18 protein-coding genes are annotated in these 20195 nt (G+C 49.0%); 11 read left to right on the top strand and 7 right to left on the bottom strand.

What is annotated here, in order from left to right:
• Positions 1 to 152: 152 nt before the first annotated feature.
• Positions 153 to 2900, top strand: a complete 2748-nt coding sequence (locus AOT11_RS17235) for a M16 family metallopeptidase (RefSeq protein WP_017421755.1) — start codon at positions 153 to 155, stop codon at positions 2898 to 2900.
• Positions 2901 to 3010: 110 nt separating this feature from the next.
• Here AOT11_RS17235 and AOT11_RS17230 read toward each other — a convergent pair whose 3' ends face one another.
• Entirely contained in the window at positions 3011 to 3496 is a 486-nt protein-coding gene (locus AOT11_RS17230; protein WP_026050592.1) for a VOC family protein, read from the bottom strand.
• A 188-nt stretch (positions 3497 to 3684) separates the two neighbouring features.
• On the opposite strand from AOT11_RS17230, the gene AOT11_RS17225 reads away from it, so the two are divergent.
• Positions 3685 to 4563, top strand: a complete 879-nt coding sequence (locus AOT11_RS17225) for a LysR family transcriptional regulator (RefSeq protein WP_017421756.1) — start codon at positions 3685 to 3687, stop codon at positions 4561 to 4563.
• A 77-nt stretch (positions 4564 to 4640) separates the two neighbouring features.
• Positions 4641 to 5447, top strand: coding sequence for a substrate-binding periplasmic protein (locus tag AOT11_RS17220; protein ID WP_017421757.1), 807 nt, complete (start codon positions 4641 to 4643; stop codon positions 5445 to 5447).
• Positions 5448 to 5540: 93 nt separating this feature from the next.
• Here AOT11_RS17220 and AOT11_RS17215 read toward each other — a convergent pair whose 3' ends face one another.
• The 4 genes from AOT11_RS17215 to AOT11_RS17200 form a co-directional block, all read right to left on the bottom strand.
• Positions 5541 to 6959 carry a sensor histidine kinase gene (locus AOT11_RS17215; protein ID WP_026050591.1) on the bottom strand — a complete coding sequence of 473 codons (1419 nt, stop codon included), beginning with the start codon at positions 6957 to 6959 and terminating at the stop codon, positions 5541 to 5543.
• Entirely contained in the window at positions 6949 to 7605 is a 657-nt protein-coding gene (locus AOT11_RS17210) for a response regulator (RefSeq protein ID WP_017421758.1), read from the bottom strand. The genes AOT11_RS17215 and AOT11_RS17210 overlap by 11 nt, the downstream gene beginning before the upstream one ends.
• A 118-nt stretch (positions 7606 to 7723) precedes the next feature.
• Entirely contained in the window at positions 7724 to 8815 is a 1092-nt protein-coding gene (locus AOT11_RS17205; protein ID WP_017421759.1) for a GGDEF domain-containing protein, read from the bottom strand.
• Positions 8816 to 8829: 14 nt separating this feature from the next.
• Positions 8830 to 9291: a putative pterin-binding protein gene (locus AOT11_RS17200; RefSeq protein ID WP_017421760.1), complete on the bottom strand. Its 462-nt coding sequence runs from the start codon at positions 9289 to 9291 to the stop codon at positions 8830 to 8832.
• Positions 9292 to 9820: 529 nt separating this feature from the next.
• On the opposite strand from AOT11_RS17200, the gene AOT11_RS17195 reads away from it, so the two are divergent.
• The gene (locus AOT11_RS17195; protein ID WP_026050590.1) at positions 9821 to 11101 is read left to right on the top strand and encodes a carbohydrate porin; all 1281 of its coding nucleotides are present in this window, start codon (positions 9821 to 9823) and stop codon (positions 11099 to 11101) included.
• 4 nt (positions 11102 to 11105) lie between these two features.
• Here the strand turns inward: AOT11_RS17195 and AOT11_RS17190 are convergent, their stop codons facing one another.
• Entirely contained in the window at positions 11106 to 11258 is a 153-nt protein-coding gene (locus tag AOT11_RS17190) for a hypothetical protein (RefSeq protein WP_223848370.1), read from the bottom strand.
• A 113-nt stretch (positions 11259 to 11371) separates the two neighbouring features.
• On the opposite strand from AOT11_RS17190, the gene AOT11_RS17185 reads away from it, so the two are divergent.
• The 7 genes from AOT11_RS17185 to AOT11_RS17155 all read left to right on the top strand — a co-directional run bounded on the left by AOT11_RS17185 (position 11372) and on the right by AOT11_RS17155 (position 19256).
• Entirely contained in the window at positions 11372 to 12376 is a 1005-nt protein-coding gene (locus AOT11_RS17185) for a LacI family DNA-binding transcriptional regulator (protein WP_017421763.1), read from the top strand.
• A 20-nt stretch (positions 12377 to 12396) separates the two neighbouring features.
• Positions 12397 to 13641 carry an extracellular solute-binding protein gene (locus tag AOT11_RS17180; RefSeq protein WP_017421764.1) on the top strand — a complete coding sequence of 415 codons (1245 nt, stop codon included), beginning with the start codon at positions 12397 to 12399 and terminating at the stop codon, positions 13639 to 13641.
• A gap of 90 nt (positions 13642 to 13731) precedes the next feature.
• Positions 13732 to 14721, top strand: coding sequence for a carbohydrate ABC transporter permease (locus AOT11_RS17175; protein WP_026050589.1), 990 nt, complete (start codon positions 13732 to 13734; stop codon positions 14719 to 14721).
• A 1-nt stretch (position 14722) separates the two neighbouring features.
• A complete protein-coding gene (locus AOT11_RS17170) occupies positions 14723 to 15604 on the top strand; it encodes a carbohydrate ABC transporter permease (RefSeq protein WP_011082173.1) in 882 nt (293 codons plus the stop codon).
• A gap of 30 nt (positions 15605 to 15634) precedes the next feature.
• Complete coding sequence (locus tag AOT11_RS17165) at positions 15635 to 16984, top strand: GH1 family beta-glucosidase (protein ID WP_017421765.1); 1350 nt, start codon at positions 15635 to 15637, stop codon at positions 16982 to 16984.
• Positions 16984 to 18081, top strand: coding sequence for an ABC transporter ATP-binding protein (locus tag AOT11_RS17160; RefSeq protein WP_017421766.1), 1098 nt, complete (start codon positions 16984 to 16986; stop codon positions 18079 to 18081). Before AOT11_RS17165 ends, AOT11_RS17160 begins: the two co-directional genes overlap by 1 nt.
• 152 nt (positions 18082 to 18233) lie before the next feature.
• Positions 18234 to 19256: a LacI family DNA-binding transcriptional regulator gene (locus AOT11_RS17155; RefSeq protein ID WP_017421767.1), complete on the top strand. Its 1023-nt coding sequence runs from the start codon at positions 18234 to 18236 to the stop codon at positions 19254 to 19256.
• A 22-nt stretch (positions 19257 to 19278) separates the two neighbouring features.
• Here AOT11_RS17155 and AOT11_RS17150 read toward each other — a convergent pair whose 3' ends face one another.
• On the bottom strand, positions 19279 to 20052 hold the full coding sequence (locus AOT11_RS17150; RefSeq protein WP_017421768.1) for a type 2 periplasmic-binding domain-containing protein: 774 nt from the start codon (positions 20050 to 20052) through the stop codon (positions 19279 to 19281).
• Between the last annotated feature and the right edge of the window lie 143 nt (positions 20053 to 20195).

Genomic DNA, 20195 nt, shown 5'->3' with positions numbered 1-20195 from the left:
AATAGACAGATTTTACGCGCTATGAGGAAAAGTCTCTGACACGAATTTTGCGATTGATGTCCTGAAAAAACGCCATCGTAACTCTATAAAATAGGTTGAATAGGACGATGGCGATATATTCTCTAAGAGAATTATTACTAGGGACGAGATTTATGCGAAATATGTTGTTCTTCCCAGCATTACTACTGTCAGGTTGTGCTTTAACCCCCAACTCCCCACCATTGCAACAAGACGCCAACTGGAGCGTTGGTCAGTTGCCCAATGGCATGAAATACCACATTTACCCGACGGATGATCAGGAAATCTCGCTGCGTTTTACGGTCAACATTGGGTCATTCCAAGAGAACGAGCAGCAAAAAGGGTATGCCCATTTTGTGGAGCATATGGCGTTCAATGGTAGCCAACACTTTTCGGGTAACGAGGTGATCAAGCTGTTCGCTCAAGCGGGTGGCAGTTTTGGCGCTGACATCAATGCGTTTACCGCGTATCAGCAAACCACCTACAAACTTGAGCTTAATGACAGTGCTCATTTGCAAGACGCTCTCACTTGGATGCGCGATGTCAGTGACGGCATCGAGTTTGCACCACAAGAGGTGGAGAAAGAGAAAGGCGTGATTTTAGGCGAGTGGCGACGCTCACGACCTGAAGATACATCCTTTTCGTTTAATGCTTACTACGCTTCCATTGATGGCACTGTTTATGAGAAGCATGATCCGATTGGCGATCAAGAATCCATTGAAAATGCCACGGCAGAATCCTTGAAGTCCTTCTACCAAACTTGGTATCAACCGCAATACTCTGAGTTGATCATCACCGGTAATGTTCGCGTTGAAGAGATCGCCACCATCATTGATGAAAAGTTTGCCAGTTGGCAGGCAACGGCCAACAACACCGTTGAGAAACGCCGTGACATTCCAGTAAAAACAGAGCCGAGAGTGCTGTTTAGCAGCGTGATGGAATCGCCAAGTGTCCATTTCGCTATCGACCGTGGGTTTGTTGGCATGCGTACACAAGCGCAACAACAACAGATGTGGCATGACGATGTCAGTGCTCAGTTGATTCAACAGCGTCTCTATTCGGTGCTCAATGATGCTGCGGAGCCGTTTCAGTACGCCTACGCCAATGCGTTTGCCAACAACTACAGCCGCCTGATCGCAGGTGGGGTGTCGTTTGCGCCGGGCCAACGGCACGACATGCACCGTTTGTTTGTTGAGACATTGGCGTCGCTGCGCGACTATGGTGTTAGCCAGCAAGAGCTCGACAGCGTGATGTCTGGTTATCGTAGCGAGTTGACGAATTTGGAAAGCGATTGGCAGCAACGTAAGCCCTTTCATTTCGCTGATAGCCGGATGATCGATTTGGACCAAAACAACGTCACTCAATCGAAGCAAGATTATCAAGCCAATCTTACCCAATTTATTGAGCTGAATTCCCTTGAAACGGCCAACAAGCAGTTGCAAGGCGTACTTGATCAACCCGTGCCATTCATAATGGGACTCGGGCCTGGTGATCGCATGGCAACGTGGGCAACCACACCAATGAAAATCGCCGAAGCGTATCAACGCCCTGGAGTGAAGCCATTAACCCTTGCTGCGAAAGATGAAGGTTTTCTTCAGCCGCAGCAGGCTGGGCAAATTGTCGATGTTCAAGACCATGAAGGTGGTTTTAAAGTCTATTCGCTTTCCAATGGTGTCGAAGTCTGGTTCCAGCAAGACAGCAAAGCGGGTGATCGCGCTTACATCAACTTTGCCAGCCTCGGTGGCAAAGCTGCGATTGATCCGAGTTTGTATCCCGCCTATGAATTAGCAACCCATACCGCCGTTCGCAGTGGCTTGGGGGATTTTTCCGGCACGGAACTGGACAGCTACTTGCGCAAAAATGATTTGATGCTCAATCCTATTTTGGGCACCACCTATCATGGAGTGGAAATGATAGGTGCCAAAGAAAAATTGGCCATCACCTTGAATGCGCTCTACAACCTTGCTACAGAAATCAATATCGATCCTCGCCAACTTCAGGCAGTAAAGAAAGAGTTTGAGCAAAACCGTTCAGCTTATTTGAAATCCGGTGTTGGTCAGTTGGTCTTGAAGGGCAATCAGTCTTCTTATCCAGATCATACTCGACATCGCCTCGTGACGGCAGACGAAGTGATCCCCGTGACCGTGGAGCAAATCGACGCGATTCATCAGACGCTGTTTGGTCAAAATCGTGGTTTCAAAATGGTGCTGATTGCCGATCTTACGCCAGAGCAAGTGGCGCCATTGCTGAGACAATATGTAGCGTCTATCGAGATGCAACCCGCGCCAGCGTTGGATTATGCCGTTGTGTATAAAGACAACTTACCGGCTTACAGCGTGGTGAAAGAGGGCAGTGAGAAGTCAACCTTGCATTTAGTACGCGTGTTGAATCCTCACGTTGCAGCAAAAGTGGGCAAAGATATGTTTATCGAAGACATGCTGCAAAGAATCAGTTTGGCGCGAGTGCTCACGCAACTGCGTGAAGAAGCGAGTTTGGATTACAGCCCAGCGGTGTATCCGATGATGCAAGACCAAGAAACGGTGTCAGATTGGTTCTTTGAGTCGCAGATAGCGCCCAAAGACGCTAAGTTGATGGACCAGCAAATCGAACAAGTGATTGCTGAGTTGGCGAAAAATATCACGCAAGAGGAAGTGGACACCGCGGCAAAACAGCTCAGTGTTGACTTAAGATCACTGGACAGCGATCCACGCTTTCGTAACGGATTCTATACCCGTTATTTGATTAACCACTACGGGATTGATGCCCTGCTGAACTATAAGCAAACCGCACAAAGCGTCACGCTGGAAGAGGTTCAACAAAGAGCGAAGAATACTTTTGGCGAAGGTACGAAACGAATGACGTTGTTGTTGGAGCCTAAATAGGACGGACAAAAACGGCAGCACCGAGTGATAGCCCTGCCATGTGCTTGAAATAAAAATGGATTAGCTTTTCGGCTAATCCATTTTTTACGCTAACCCATTTTTATACCTGATTACTCGTAATCTGAGGCGTAGGTTTCTTCGTAGGTGTGCGAGTAAAGCTCAAACAAGTTACCAAATGGGTCTTCTAGGTAGACCATCTTCGCAGGCTTGCTGTCGTCTTCTGGGTGGTAACGCATGATGTCCATACGCACTTTGCCGCCAAACTCTTCTGTGCGTTTAATGACGCCTTCAAAATCGTCGGTTTGTAGACAGAAGTGGAAGATACCAAGGCGAGAGAAGTCCACAACGTGACGCTCTTGGCGCTCTTTCATTTCAAACAGTTCAACGCCAATGCCGTCGGTAGTGACGAGGTGGGCGATGTTAAAGCCCTTAAAGCCTTCGCCAAATACTGCAATACACATTCTACCGATGGCGCTTTCACGTTCTTCCACCACTTTGGTGTTGTTCATGACGATTTTTAGGCCAAGTGCATGGGTGTAAAATTCTACCGCTTTGTCCATGTCGCCGACCATGATGCCTACGTGATTCATTTTCATCGTTCTTCTCCAAGCTCTTGTTGGTTCTTTTCGTTGATTAGATTCGATTAGTTAATCCGTTGTGATTGGCTAATCTGTTTCGATGGAGAGAGTATAGGGAGTTAGAATTATTACTTGAAATTATCATAATTTATTATTTTAATAATTTTTTGTTTTTATTGTTAAGCAGCAATGGAGGTGGGTAAGCGATGTTAAATCCAGTTTGGTTGACGACCTTTAAAACCTTGATTGAGGTCGGCCACTTTACCAAAACCGCTGAAAAGCTTTTTATGACTCAGCCGGGCGTCAGCCAACACATTCGCAAGTTAGAAGAGAGCTGTGGCGCTGCGCTCATTGAGCGTGATAAGAAGAGTTTTGAAATCACCGAAGCGGGGCTGCGCGTCTATCAATACGCAAAGCAGTTAGAAAGTGAGCAAGCAGAACTGCTGCAAAGTTTGCAGTTTGACAACCCACATGCGGGTGTCTTCCGGGTGGCGTGTTCTGGGGCGCTGGGGTTAAAACTCTATCCGCAATTGCTCGATTTACAATGTAAATACCCAGAACTGATTCCGCAGTTGGAAGTGGCGCCTAATCATAAAATCATTCAAGAAGTTCTCAATGGCGATGTCGATTTAGGCATTGTTACTCACCTTCCTCAACCTGCCTTGTTTGAGGTTGAAAAAATGGGCACCGATGAACTGTGTCTGTTTTATCCAGCTCAATATCAAGGGAAAACATTGGACGACATAATCGCGTTAGGGCTCATTGAACACCCGGATGCCCACCATTATTTAGAGCTTTATTTGACCTTGTGTGGTGAAACGGATCAAAGCCAAATGGACACGCGACACATTCCAGCAAGGGGCTATGTGAATCAACTTAGCCAAATTTTATTGCCCGTCGCTCAAGGTCTTGGCTTCACGGTATTGCCTCACTCGGCAATGAGCCAATTTTCATTGACGGAGCATTTGGCCATCTACCCAAGCGCTCAGCGAGTGGAGGAATCACTTTACTTAATCAGCAAAAAAGCGCGCACTCTGCCAGCACGCTTTGAGGTGATTGCCCATGCGATGAGACAGGCACTATAGAAGAGCAAAGAACGTTAATCTCTGCGAGATGGTCTATGGTTATTCTGATGGAGTCATAAACTGCCAGAGGAAAGATCATGCGCTTTGGATTGTTGCTGCTTTTATGTGGATTTATCTATCCCAGCTTGGCCACGACAGAGATCATCATGGGCTACCGCACGACGGAAAAAATGCCCTACATTCATGCGGAGCCCAGTGATGATGGTTTCTACTTCGAGCTGTATGATGAGGCCGCCAAGCGGATTGGTGCAAAGCTCAAAGTGGTGCGTTTGCCCAAGCTGAGAGTATTGTTGGCGTTAGAAGCGGGCGAGATCGATTTCTACCCCGGTTTCGCTTTTGATTTGGAACGCGTGAAATACGCTTATTGGGTACCCAATGGCACTTATCAACGTGACGTGGCGGTCACGCTCAAGGGACGGCCACTCATGACGCAGGCAACCAGCCTTGACGGGTTCACGCAACTGGTGGCGCTGGGAAATCCTGATTACCTTGTGGGTCGCGATACCTCGAAAATGAATCAGTTTACGGTTTCTGAACTAGACGTAGGACGAGCCATGACCTTTTTACGTCGTGGACGAGCGGACTTCTATGTCTATGAGGAAGACACTTTACGTTACTACCTCAAAACGGAGGGCCTAAACGATATGATGATTCACCCTCAGTTTGTTGATCGCAGCACACCCTCTTGGGCAGGTTTTAGCCGTAACTCGGCTTTGTTTCAAGGCCAAGAGAATCCGGCCTATGACCCCAACTTACCTTTAGCTTGGAACAACATGCCGATGGAGTTAGTGCCCGGTTCGGTGATTGATGAGTTCCGGCAAGCTCTTCATCAAATGGAAATGGAAGGCTGGACCCAAGCCTTGTACCGTAAGTATTTTGAGTGATTGCGATAGCCTAATTGCAACCAGAAAAATTAGAGAAAAGGCGCGAACTGCGCCTTTTTGTCGTGATATTTTGCCTTTTATGCTCGTTGGCACTTACGGGTGAGTTCGCCAAAAGCGCACACGAAAGACATTGCGATGCTCGCTGCGAGGGAGCAATTCGAGTGTGGCGTTATGTAATTTGGCAATGTCTTGGCAAATTGCCATGCCCAAACCCGCACCATCGCCTTTTTCACTGTTGGCGCGAAAGAAGGGTTCAAATAACTTGCCGCGGCTGGCTTCGTCAATTGCACTGCCATTATCGGCCACCAACACGTCCACATATTGATGGGTTTCCATTACGCTGATGTCAATTTCGCTTTGTGCGCCCGAGTAGCGGATTGCGTTATCCAGTAGGTTACGAAACAGCGTTTCGAGCAGAGTTTTGTCACCTTGCAACGACACTTCTTCGCTCTGCAAGCTGAGCTCTTGTTGCTGCTTTAAGGCCAACAACGCCATGTCCGCCATCACACTTTGCAGCAGCTTATCGAGTTCGACGCTGTCGCACGCCAGATCACTGGCGTTATCTACCTTGGCTAAGGTCAGTAACTGGTGAATCAAACGGTCGGTACGGTCGATGCCTTTGAGGATGTTATTGAGGTCGTGGGAAAGTTGCTGCGGACTCTCGCTGGCGAGAGCATTCTCTGCATTCAGGCGCAAAATAGTGAGAGGAGTTTTCAGCTCGTGAGCCGCGGTGCGCGTAAAGCGTTTTTCTCGTTGCCACGCTTGTTCCAACTCGTTTAACAACTGATTGAGAGTATCAACCAGTGGGTCAAGTTCTAGGGTAGGGTGCTCTACGTTGATTCGATCGAGTTTGCTGACACTGCGATGGCTGATCGCCGTTCTCAGCTCTTCAATAGGGTGAAAATGTTTATCGATTAACCACAGTAGCAAAACCAACAAAGCGGGTAGCAAAATGAGTTGTGGCAGAGCGGTCGAAAGGGCAATTTCACTAATGATTTCATTGCGAATGCGATGATTTTCTGCCACTACAATCCACTCAGAATGGCCGGAATCGGGAGGGGAATAAAGCTGAAAAATACGCCAACGTTCGCCATTCATCTGAGTATCACGAAAGCCGTTTTTTTGCTTCTCTGAGCCTAGCGCCGTCAACGATGAATCGGAGCTCCAAATCAGATCGCCATGACGGAAAAACTGCAACACCAGATTTTGCTCGTAAGGATGGCCAAATGCGGTGCCTTCGTCATCATCTTCTCGAGCGAGGCGGCGTAAGTTGGTGCGCCACTGCTCAAACTGTTGTTGGTGCTGCTGCAGGCTGTCTTTCTCGGGTGCGATGGACCATGCCATCAACATCAGTTTTGCTGTTTGACCCAAGCGCGCATCGTACACTTCTCCCACTTCATGCTGCGCAGAGCTGTAGCTGAAATACATGGTCATGATCAGCAAAAAGCAGGAAAGCAAACTCACAGAGAGCGTTAAGCGTCGCTTGATGGAGAAAGGTTGGCTACTTTTCAATGATGTACCCCACGCCACGAATGTTTTTTATCGGCACGTTGGGTGCCTTTTTGCGCAAGTTGTGAATGTGTACTTCAATGGCGTTGTCGCTGGCACTGTCATCCCAACCGTGTAGAGACTGCTGTAACTGATCTTTACTCATCACTCGTCCGGCATTGGTCATTAACGCCGCAAGGATTTTGAACTCGTTGCGCGTCAGTTTTAAAACGGCCTCTTGATAACGAATGGACTGCTCGGAAAGGGAAAGGCTCAATTCGCCCACGTCAATCACTTCCGTAGCGCTGCCAGATTGACGACGAATCACCACTCGCAAACGGGCCAACAACTCTTCGAGCGCAAAAGGTTTGCCCAGATAATCGTCCGCGCCGCGGTCTAAGCCTTGAACGCGATCTTTGATGTCGTCTCTGGCGGTCAAAATCACCACTGGCAAGTTGAAGCCAGCACTGCGAATGTTGCGCAGCACGTCCAAGCCATCGATATCCGGTAAGGTTAAATCGAGGATCACCGCCGTGAAATCTTCGGTTTTCAGTGCGCTGGTGACGCCCGAGCCTTTTTCTAACCAATCGACCGTATAGCCATGGCGACTTAGCGAAGTCACCATGGATTGGCCAAGCAGTGTGTCGTCTTCAATCAGTAGTAATCGCATGATTTATTTCAGTTTCTCCAATGCAGTGTTGCCTGCCAATTATCGATGGAATACTTATTGGGTGCTAGTGGAGAAAGCAAATAATGGGTGTTCGATAAAGCATTATAGATCGACGACCCTACCGAGAAAACTTCATGCGGTACATGCGTTTGTCAGCTAGATTGATGAGCGCATCCACATTTTCTGAATCATCTGGAAAACAGGCTCGACCTAAACTGGTGGAAAGCTTAGCTGGGCCTTGTTCGAGGGCAATCGGTGGCACAAACAGCTGATGAATCGCCTGATTGAGCACCTGATGTTCGTCATTGGTGACGTGTTTGCACAGCACGGCAAATTCATCGCCTCCCATGCGGCACACTCGCACTGAGGCGTTTTCCAGTTTTTTTAATCGCAGCGCCACTTCTTGCAATGCGGCATCGCCCGCTTGATGGCCAAGATTGTCATTGATGGCTTTGAAGCCATTGAGATCCAATAGGTAGATCGAAAAATGCTCTTTGTCCTGGATGTACTTATCCATGTGCAAAAACATACCGATACGGTTTGGCAATTGAGTCAGCGGATCGGTTAACGACATCTTTTTGTGAAAACGGGCTTCTTTGTAGAAGAAATAAGCCATGAAGCCAGCACACAAGACAAAAATGCCTAACAGCACAAACTGAGCTTGGAAGAGCAGTTGTGCGCGCATCTGCTGTTCTTTATACAAAGGGCTGGCGACGCGGAAATTGCGCGTCACATAGTCGATCATGGACAGATAAAGGCGGCTGGTTTCGCGGTAAAACAGTTTAGCGGCGTTGTCATCACCGTTTAGTGCGAGTTGCAGCGGCTGCTCTAGCGTTTGGAACTGGTAAAACAGATCGACGAAAAAGCTTTTTACTTCGTTTCGCGAGAGAAAGGTGTCGCTTTCTCGACTGTTGATCAACAAATCAAAACGGCTCCAAGTGAGCTCATATTTCAGTTCGACTCGCTTGAGGTCGTAGCTGCTGTCTTCGGCGCGACTCGATTCACTCACCAATTCAGAGAGCTCTTTCGAGAGATTGAAAAGAAACCAAGTGGCTTGATTTTGTGAGTCTGAGTAAGAGCGTGCCAAGGTTCTCGTTTCCTGCAGTAGGGCAAGATTGGCGATCAACAAGCAGACGGTCACTGCCAGCAAAGTCAGTTTTGCTGAAGTTGAAAAGGGCCCTTTATAAAGATTTAAGTTTGTTTTTTGCATTATTCGTTTTCACATCACTTCGCGATATGTATTTGTTTTAACTGCCAAACCATTTGGGAATGGTAGCGTTCGATATTCAGTTCTTTTGGAAACGAAGATTGCGGGTAGATGAGCCAGAAAGGACCTTTATCTCTCACTCGCATGGGTTTGCCGTCTTGCCAATAAGCAACGATAGGCTGATATTTTTCGATATCAGAGAGATCGATGTCGGCGGCGTAGTCGTTTAAGGCGCGCAGAGTGACGCGATTAGGAATAAAGCCATACTGTTGCGCTAAAAGGGTGCTGAGCTTGACTCCGGTAAAGGTGGCTGGCGCGCTAAGCCAAGGAAGCATGGTGGTGTATTGCGTGGCTTCCATTTGCTCTAAATCCTGAACGGTTAACACAACCGCTGGGGCATGGGGGATATCCATTTGCAAATTATAGCTGTACACCTGAGGTGCAATGAGTAAGCCCCAAACAAGAGCAAGATACTTCATTTCCTGTGACCCGATTGTTATTGATTATGCAGTCATTATAGCCTCGGTATGCTGTTTTTATAATCTCATGCTGGTGGTTATTTGTTCTCTTAGCGGCTCAAATGTCATGTAATTCTAATGTAATTATTCCTAATAATAAGACGAAAGTCAGTCTGTAAGTTTATGATATTGAGTGTGTTTATGAATTCTGAATGAAACGATAACTTTGAGCTCGGTAAGCGATAACCACGCAATCATGAAAACTTTCACCGTCATGAATATTTCACGTAGCATGAGCTTTTCAAACAACAAACAGTGACTCGAAATCGTGATGACATTAGCTAATCGCCATGAAATGAAACCGATTTCAAATGTCCTCTTCGGCTTGCATGTTTCTCTATCTTTCTGATCTCAAAACACAATCTGGTTTCACGCTTGCCTAGCCCAGTTTCATGGCGCTTCGAGTCAGAACAGCCTGTGAAGCGGGGCGACATTTTCAAGCCTTTCATTCCCTACTATGGCAACCAATAACCATAAACAGGGAACACACATGAAAACCTTACGACTTTTACCTCTTGCTCTTGCGGTGGCCTCTTCGCTTGCTTCTGTCTCTGCCTTTGCAACCTCGGAATCTGATCTTGATGCGTTGGAAAAACGCATTCAGGAGCTCGAAGCCAAACTGGAAACCGCTTACGTCTACGATCAACAACCTGCGGTGCTCACACCAGACACCGAAGTACCACTGGGCATTGTGTTTTCCGGCTATGCACGTTACGGCGCGCACTATGCAGCGGGGGATAATCGCTACGTGCAAGTGGGCAGCAGTGGCGCAGCGGTGGGCCGTCTCGGCAACGAAGCAAACGGCGGTGAGTTTCAACTTGCGAAAGCCTTTAAGACCGACGGCGGAGCGATTTGGGACATCGTCTTCATGATGGATCAATGGGGCATTGATCAATGGAGCTCACCGGGTGGTTTGAATTTGAAAAAAGCCTACGCGGGGGCCACCAATCTGTTTGAAAGCCAGCCTGAACTTTATGTGTGGGCGGGGCGTGATTTCCATCAACGTCCACAACAAGGGTTAAATGACTACTTTTGGATGAGCCACGATGGCCAAGGTGGTGGCTTCAAAAACCTTAACTTAGGCGGCGCTAAGTTTGATTTTGGCTTTGTCGGCCAAGTGGATAACGGGGATGGTGGCGCGCTGGGCAATGACACCGGTATCTATGCCTTAACCTCTCGATTGCACGCGATGGATTTGGGTGCGGCGACGCTCGATCTCTATGCCAACTATGGTTTTGCTTCTGATGAAGCGGATGCGGCAAAACAAGGGGAAACCGCTTGGCAAGTGGGCGCGGTGGTGGATTTTGGTGGCGGCAATAAGCTGACGATGAAATACGCCGATGGCGCGGATAACTCCGCCTTTGATTTAGCGGGCGATCAACAAGTGACTTACCTCAGTTGGGAAGGCAGCTTTAACCCCTCAGAGCCGTTGTATATCGACTACTTAGCGTCTTTCAAAAACATCGCGGGTAAAGATGTGGATGAGAAAAACGAATACTCGGCGATCGTGCGGCCAATGTACAACTGGAGCGATGTTCATTCCACTTGGCTAGAAGCGGGTTATGCGCTGGAAGATTTCGATAACGGTGACGAAAAATCGGGCTGGAAAGTCACGCTTTCGCAAAACATCTCGATGGGGGGATTGCCATGGAGCCGTCCGATGTTGCGCTTTTATGCCACGGTGGGAGATGTAGAAAGCACCGTCTCCGGTGTGGATCAAGCCAAGCAAGATACGCTGAGTGTGGGCGCAATGTGGGAAGCATGGTGGTAACACGCTAACGCGCATGGCCAGGGGAATCTTTGGCCATGCATTTGCCTAAACTGCTCAGCAGTAGCAGGCGTCGCTTCGCCGTGAAATGCCACCATGAAACAGTTTCATGAGAGGCAAATAAAGTGAGTTGGCCTTCATTATTTAAGCATTTACTCATTTTAACCCCTAGTTTGATGCGATCTCGATCACGCGAGTTTGTCGGGAGATCAGAAATACTTAGCAGCATGAAAGCGGTTTCGAGAACAAGGCGCAAACGTAAGGAGCAAAAGAGTGGCAACGATTAAAGATGTATCGGAATACGCAGGGGTGTCTCAAGCAACCGTATCTCGGGTTGTGAATGGCTCTTGCCGCGTTAGCCACGATAAAAAGCTCCGCGTTGAAAAAGCGATTCAAGTGTTGGGCTATCGGCCGAACGCCATCGCTCAAGCCCTAGCTTCTAGCCGCACCGGCAGTATTGGCATCATCGTGCCCGAGCTGGGTGGGCCGTTTTACTCCGGTATTTTGCACTGCATTGAAGAACAGTTTCGCCGTTTTGGTTACCACGTGATTGTCACCGCCGGTAACAACAGTGAAGAGAGCCAACGGGAATCGGTGGAGTTTCTTCTTGGCAGGCGAGTGGACGCGATGATCCTCCACACGCAAAACCTGTCGGATGACTATTTAATTGAGTTGGAAAGCAAAGGCATTCCGCTGGTGCTGGTGAACCGTTTTATACCCGAGCTCGCCAGCAGCTGTATTGATATTGATAACGAGCTGGGGGGACGAATGGCAACGGAATATCTGTTGCAACGTGGTCACCACAGCATCGCCTGTATTACCGGACCTCTGGACAAATCTGACGCACGGGGGCGTTTACAAGGTTACCGCAAAGCTTTAGAAGCGGCGGGCATCGAGTATGACGAGGCGTTGGTGTCCGAGGCCGGTTTTACCGAAGAGAGTGGCGCAAGTGCCATGCGAAAATTACTCAATCGCGGACACACTTTTTCTGCGGTATTCGCGTGTAACGATCACATGGCGTTTGGGGCTTTCGAGGTAATGAAAGAGCAACGAATTCGAGTTCCCGAAGACGTTTCTCTGGTGGGGTTTGATGACATTTTGTTTGCGCGCTACTTAACTCCCGCGCTGACCACTGTCAACTTCCCCATTGAGCAAATGAGTCTGGAGGCAGTACAGCTCACTTTGCAAATACTGAATAAAAACAAACGTGACGTGAATTTTCGCCTATCGCCAACCTTGGTGATCCGAGAGTCCGTTAACGTGAGTTCGACCCTATAAAAACCATTAAGGACAATACCATGAAACTGACATCATTGACGCTTGCTTGCAGTGTGGCTCTGGGACTCGCCGCCACGGTGAATGCCGCAGAACAGAAAATTCGCTTCGATGGCTTTCCCGATTTCGACAGCAGCTTAAAAGTGCTGCTGCCGGAATTTGAGCAAGAAACGGGCATCAAAGTGGACTATTTGATGAATAACCACGGCGATCACCACACCAAGTTGACCACCAACCTCGCCACCGGTTCAGGTGCCGGGGATGTGATTGTGGTGGATGTTGAGAAGATTGGTCCATTTGTCGCCTCGGGTGGGTTGGTTAACCTTTCGCAGCAATATGGCGCCGATAAATATCAAGAACGCTTTGCGCCGTATGCATGGGCGCAAGGCAAAGGGGCCGATGGCAATATGTATGGTATTCCTGTCGACCTTGGCCCGGGGGTGATGTACTACCGCAGCGACATCTTTGCCAAAGCGGGCATTGATGTAAAAGAAGCGATCAAAGATTGGGATTCTTACATCGCGGCGGGTGAAAAACTCAAGCAACAAAACGTGCAGTTGATTGCCTCTGCGGCGGACGTGGCTCAAGCGATCATTTTCACCACCGTACCAGAAGGAGAAGGGCTCTACTTTGATAAAGAGGGCAACCCAGTCGTCACCTCAGAACGCTTTGTTCACGCTTTTGAAGTGGCGAAAACCATTCGCGACAAAGGGTTAGATGGCCGTATTTTGGCGTGGTCAAACGAATGGTATGAAGGCTTCCGCAACGGCACTTTTGCTACCCAACTTTCTGGTGCATGGCTACTGGGCCACCTCAATAACTGGATTGCGCCAGAAACCGCCGGAAAATGGGGTGTCTCTCACTTGCCTGATGGCATTTACGGCAGTTGGGGTGGTTCGTTCCTCTCGATTCCAACCCAATCGAAACATCAGGATGAAGCATGGAAGCTGATCGAGTACATGACGACGCGTCGTGATATTCAGTTGCAGCATTTCGCCACCATTGCGGCGTTCCCTGCCAACACCACCACTTACGATGATCCTATGTTTCAAGAAGAGATTGCCTTCTTAGGCGGCCAGAAAGCGCGCTTGTTGTTTGCCGATGTGGCAAAAAACATCAAGCCGGTTGCGCCAGCGAAGGGCGATCACGTTGCACGGTCTATCATTTTAGAAAACGCTTTGATGGAAGTGTTGGACGAAGGCAAAGACATCAAAACCGCACTCAAAGAAGCGGAACGTCTGATTAAGCGCCGTACACGCAATATGTAATCTTGCCGATGGCTTCAGTGACGAAGCCATCAAGGCAATTCAGTAAAGCAGGGAAGGGGGAAGCTCCTTCCTGAGCAAGAGGTCGTGACTATGAATCATGCAGCGAGCAAGGTTATGGAAACATCACAGCGTAAGAGCTTTTTTTCTCGTCTCAATTTGAAAGCGCTTACACCGTATGGATTTTTGCTGCCGTTTTTGATTATTTTTTCTGTGTTCGGGGTCTTCCCGTTACTGTTTTCTATTTTTCTCTCCTTTCATGAGTGGAACCCCGTGGAAGGACTGGGGGCGATGAACTATGTGGGGCTTGAGAACTACCACATCGCCTTGACTGACCCTTGGTTGTGGCGCTCACTCAAAAATACCTTGTGGCTGGCCATTACCTCAGGCGTGGCGCAACACCTTGTGGCGTTACCTGTGGCTTACATCTTGGTGTCGATGAGCGACCGCCTGCGTCATTGGCTGACATCGGCTTATTTCTTACCGTTCATTACTTCAACCGTTGCCGCGTCGCTGATCTTCTTCAACATGTATTCGCCGAACTCGGGGATCATCAACCAAAGCTTGATGGCATTGGCAGACAGTTCACTACTGGGTTGGGCCTTCTCTTGGGTGAACGACTATCAACCAGTTCGCTGGCTCGATGACGCCAGTATGGTCAAGCCGTCCATCGCCATTATGGTGTTTTGGAAATACACCGGTTTCAACATCGTGCTCTACACCACCGGCCTCATGACCATACCGAAAGAGATTTTGGAAGCAGCGCGCATGGATGGTGCCAATGCGTGGCGTCGTTTCTGGAGCATTTCATTGCCAATGATTCGCCCGTTTGTTTTCTTCGCCGTCACCATGACCATCATCGGCAACTTGCAGCTGTTTGAAGAGCCGTTTGTGCTGACGCGCGGTACCGGAGGCACGGGCCAGTCTGGCTTAACCATCTCGATGTACTTGTACAAAGTGGGGTGGGAATGGCTGGAAATGGGCACGGCGTCTGCGATTTCGTGGCTACTGTTTATTTTGATTGCGGGCTGTACCGCAGTGCAATTTTTCTTCTTTGGTAAGAAAGGGTTAGGGGAGCAATAAGATGTCGACCAAACACAACGCGTTATTGCCGTGGAAACCAAGTGAGCAAGCCTTGGCACTGCTGACAAAAAGCCTGATGGTCTTGCTGGCGGTGGTGCTGATTGTCTCTGCCATCATGACGGTGTTTCCATTCTTGTGGTCGGCGCTGCTGTCCACACGAGATCGTACAGAAATTTTTGGTACGGGGATCAGCTTTGCCATTGGCGATAGCTTGGCAGTGAACTACGCCAAACTGTTGGAAATCATGCCGTTTTGGCAGGCGATGTTTAACTCCATTTACATTGCCTTCCTTGGCACCACCATCTCACTGCTGTTTTGCAGCATGGGTGGCTACGCTTTTGCCGTTTACCAGTTCAAGGGTAAGAATTTTCTTTTTGGCATGCTGGTGGGCTCAATGATGATCCCCCCCGTATTGAGCCTCATTCCCTACTTTATGATCGTCAAATTCCTCGGTTTGCTCGATAACCACATGGCAGTTTGGCTGCCCTTTACCACCACGCCATTCGGGATTTTCTTGATGCGTCAGCACGTGGTGGCATCGATTCCCAAAGAGCTACTCGAAGCGGCGAAACTCGATGGTGCTGGAGAATTTCGCACCTATTGGAGCGTGGTACTGCCGCTGATGAAACCAGCACTGGCGACCTTGGCGATTGTTCAGTTTGTCTTTTTCTGGAACAGCTTCATGAACCCGCTGGTGGTGCTGACCACGCCAGAGAATTACGTCATTACTCAAGCGCTGCGAAGTGTGCAAGGCATTCCCAATACGCCTTGGGGCGCGGTGATGCTGGGCACTACCATCTCCATTCTACCGTTAGTGATTACTTACTTATTTGCCTCGAAACAGATGATCAGCGGCCTTACCTCCGGCGCAGTCAAAGGCTAAGTGAATCAAAAATAATATAGGTTTAGAACCATGAATAAATACCAATTACCCCAAGATTCTCAATTACGTCAGGCGGATTTTCTGTTTGGTGTCGCCACATCGTCGTATCAAATCGAGGGCGGCGCACAACTGGGTGGGCGCACCCCATCGATTTGGGATACCTTCTGCAACCAACCCGGCGCGGTGGACAACATGGACAATGGCGATGTGGCGTGTGACCACTTCCATTTGTGGCAACAAGATATCGAACTGATCCAAGGTTTAGGCGTGGATGCGTATCGCCTTTCCATGGCGTGGCCACGCATCTTGCCGCACGATGGCCAAATTAACCAAGACGGGCTCAAATTTTACGAGCGCATTATTGATGAATGCCACGCGCGCGGCTTAAAAGTGTTTGTCACGCTCTATCACTGGGATTTACCGCAATATCTTGAAGACAAAGGTGGTTGGCTCAATCGTGAAACCGCCTACAAATTTGCCGAATACGCAGAGGTAGTGAGTGGTTACTTCGGCAACAAAATCGACTCGTACGCGACTTTAAACGAACCGTTTTGTTCGGCCTATTTGGGCTACCGTTGGGGTATGCATGCTCCGGGCAAGAAGGGCGAGCGTGAAGGCTTTTTGTCGGCGCACCATTTGATGTTGGCGCACGGTTTGGCGATGCCAATCATGCGTAAGAACGCCCCACAATCGATGCATGGTTGCGTGTTCAATGCCACACCGGCCTACCCGTATAGCGAGCAGGATGTCGCCGCGGCCCAATACAGTGATGCCGAGGGTTTCCACTGGTTTATTGACCCAGTGCTGAAAGGGGAATACCCGCAAAGCGTGTTAGAGCGCCAAGCGCACAACATGCCGATGATTTTAGACGGTGACCTCGACATCATCCGTGGCGATCTCGATTTTATCGGCATCAACTTCTACACCCGCTGCGTGGTACGTTTTGATGCCAATGGCGCGCTAGAAAGCATTCCTCAGCCAGATGCAGAGCACACGTACATTGGCTGGGAAATTTACCCACAAGCGCTGACCGATTTATTGCTGCGCTTAAAACAGCGCTATCCGAACTTACCGCCGGTTTACATTACCGAGAATGGTGCAGCCGGCGAGGATACGTGTATCAACGGTGAAGTGAATGATGAACAGCGCGTGCGCTATTTCCAAAGCCACTTATTGGCCTTGGATGAAGCCATTCGCGCCGGGGTTAATGTGCAAGGGTATTTTGCTTGGAGCTTGATGGACAACTTCGAGTGGGCCTACGGTTATAAACAGCGCTTTGGCATTGTGCATGTGGATTACGCCACGCAAAAACGGACCTTAAAACAGAGCGCGATCGCGTATCGCAATACGCTGCTGGCGCGTGCAGAGGAGAAGCAATAATGGCACGAGTTGAATTTCGCGATATCAAAAAATCGTACGACGATGTGGAAGTGGTCAAACACTTTGATTTCACTGTGGAAGATGGTGAGTTTGTGGTGTTTTTAGGCCCCTCGGGCTGTGGAAAATCCACCACATTGCGCATGCTCGCGGGCTTAGAAAGCATCACCTCGGGAGAGATTTACGTTGGCGACAAACTGATGAACAAGATCGACGCCAAAGATCGCGATTTGGCGATGGTATTCCAGAGTTACGCGCTCTACCCACACATGACGGTGTATGAAAACATCGCCTTTGCCCTCAAACTGAAAGGCATGGCAAAAGCACAAATCGACGTTGAAGTACGCAAAGCGGCCAAAATGTTGGAACTGGAAGCGCTGTTAGAACGTAAACCCAAAGAGCTTTCCGGTGGTCAGCGTCAGCGTGTGGCGATGGGTCGCGCCATGGTGCGCACCCCTAAAGTTTTCCTCTTCGATGAGCCGTTATCGAACTTGGATGCCAAACTGCGTGGCACCATGCGAGAAGAGATCAAACAACTGCATCGAGAACTGAAAACCACCACCATTTATGTTACTCACGACCAAATCGAAGCGATGACGCTGGCTGATCGTATTGTGATCCTCAAAGATGGCTATGTGGCGCAAGTGGGCACGCCAACGGAGGTGTTTAAACGCCCAGCCAACAAATTCGTGGCGCAGTTTATCGGCAATCCATCGATGAATATGCTTGATGCCAAGCTCATTGGTGAAGAAGGCGACTGGAACATCCAATTGGGTGAGATCTCCATTCCGCTGCCAGAGCGTTTTCATGTGCATGCCTCGAAAAACTTGGCGCTGCATTTTGGCATTCGCCCAACGGACATTCATTTGCGAGCCGAGCAAGTGGCGCACGAGCGCGTGTTGCCAATTGACGTAGCGATCAAAGACAAAGAGCTGCTCGGCGCGAGCATCTTGCTCAAAACCGAAGTGGCTGGGCAACCTTTGATGGTGGAGACCCAAGCAGCGGAAGTGGATGTTAACCACATCACTTTGTACCTCGATTTGGATGCCATTCATCTGTTTGATTCGCTGAGTGAGAAATCGCTCGCCACTTTTGCTTAAAGTCCGCTGACACACGAGAAAAGCCGCGTTTTTCAATGGGGGAACGCGGTTTGATTGAGCTTGTGGAATAGGAGAACTATAGTAGAGTCATTGTCGCTAAGTTCTGCTATTTGCAGTGATTTAGTGGATAAGTTGAGCTTGCCGGATAATCAATGAATACCCAAAAAAAGAAAAAAAGAGCCCCTTCGATCTACGACGTTGCCAAGCTGGCTGATGTGTCGCCTAGCACCGTTTCCCGTTTTCTTAATCGCACTACTTATGTTGCCGATGACAAAAGTGACCGGATAGAAAAAGCGATCAAATCCCTCAATTACAAACCCAACTATCTGATGAATCGAGATAAAAACACCCGCTCGATGACCATCGGTGTGTTGGTTCAGCATCCAGAAAGCCCATACACCAGTCGTATTCTCAATGACATGGAAAAAGTGCTCAATGAGCAAGGTTACTCGTTAGTGATTGCGACTGGGCATTGGCAGCGCAGCTTAGAAACCCACGCTTTGGAGTATTTGGCCAAAAGCCATGTGGATGGTGTCATCATTGTCACGGGCAGCTTGAGTGAAGAGCAGATTTTGGCGTACGCAGAGCGCATTCCGGTGATTGCCGTGGGCTATCAGGTTTCGGGGCCCAATGTACGCAGTGTGAATGTCGACAATGTGCTGGCGGGGTATATGGCCACGCTCCATTTGCTTCAGCAAGGGCACGTTAACATTGCCCATATTAAAGGCTTACTCAACCAGCCTGATGCCGTTGCCCGCTTTGTCGGTTACAAAAAAGCGTTGAAAGAAGCCGGGATTAAAGTGCAATCGCCGCTGATCAAACAAGGGGATTTCAGTAGTGAAACGGGCTATGAAAAAACCGTTGAACTGATTCAGTCTCGCAGCTACTTCTCGGCGATTTTTGCTGCCAATGATCAAACCGCTTACGGGGCGATCAAAGCGCTGCACGACCATGGTTTGCGCGTACCGCAAGATGTGTCTGTGATTGGCTTTGATGATCTGCCCGTCTCACAGTATTTCACTCCAGCACTCACCACCATGAGACAGCCGATAGAAGAGATTGGTGAGATCAGTGCGCGCAGCATATTGAATTTGCTCAATGGTGATCGCCAAGTACAGCGTTTACCTCCCATTGAGCTGGTGGTGCGTGAGTCCACGCAATCTAAGTTTCGCTGATGATTTTGCCAGCAAGGCGAAATCACAGATAACGGGGCTGAAACGCTTGCCAAGCGTGCCCAAGATTTGGGTTGAATAACTCAAAGACGCGGCGCGCTTGAGGATCCATCTTTTGTACCGACTGCGCGTAATGCTTGTTGTACAAACTTTGCAGTTTTCCTTGCTGTTCAAGTTCATTCAGCGACATTTCGATGATTTCTTTTAACTCTGAATGCTGGGGGGCAAGGTAGAAGACCACTGGCAAAGGGTAGTAGATCATTATGCTAGGCTCGACCGTCAGCTTATCACTGGCGTTGGGTGAAGCATCCAGTAGGCTTTTTGCTTCGTTGATTCCAAGGGGAATAAAGTCGCACAAGCCTTCTTGCAATAGCAGAAACATCTCATCCAGAGAGCCTTTCTCCAGCACGCGATAGCCATTGTGCCTTAGCAGGTCGGCGTCGGCCCAAGTGGCGGGAATACCCGCAATCATGGCTTTGAGCTGAGTTTCCGTTACATCCGCAAAGTGGGTTGTGTCGGCGGCTCGAATCACCAGAACTCGGCAACCAAGAACACCGCCACACAGCGCGTGGCTCACTTCAAGAAACTGCCCAGGAGCAAATTTTTGATTGCCCGCTACGGTGGTGAGCAAATCCGCCCCCTTTTCGAACACGGCTCCCTCATCCTTGGCATTTGGGTATGGCGTGGTGTCTTCAACCATGGGCCAATATGCCTGCAATGTAGAACGCAGCGCCAATAGCACGTCTAACTCATGTTGCTGACGAGTCGGAGATTTGTTGCCATTCCAGAATCGAATCATGCGATTGCCTCTCTGTATTTATCCTTCGCATATCGGTGAGTTCACCGTTGATTTGGCGTCATCATTCCATGAGAAATAGCAAAAAGAAAGCGGTTTCTTTACTATTGGATAGAGTGAACGGATGTGCGACAAACTCAATGCCA

This window comes from Vibrio vulnificus NBRC 15645 = ATCC 27562, assembly GCF_002224265.1.
In the GTDB taxonomy this organism is placed as follows: domain Bacteria; phylum Pseudomonadota; class Gammaproteobacteria; order Enterobacterales; family Vibrionaceae; genus Vibrio; species Vibrio vulnificus.
Note: the sequence above shows the minus strand (reverse complement) of the source record. Positions and strands in the feature narration are given on the sequence as shown.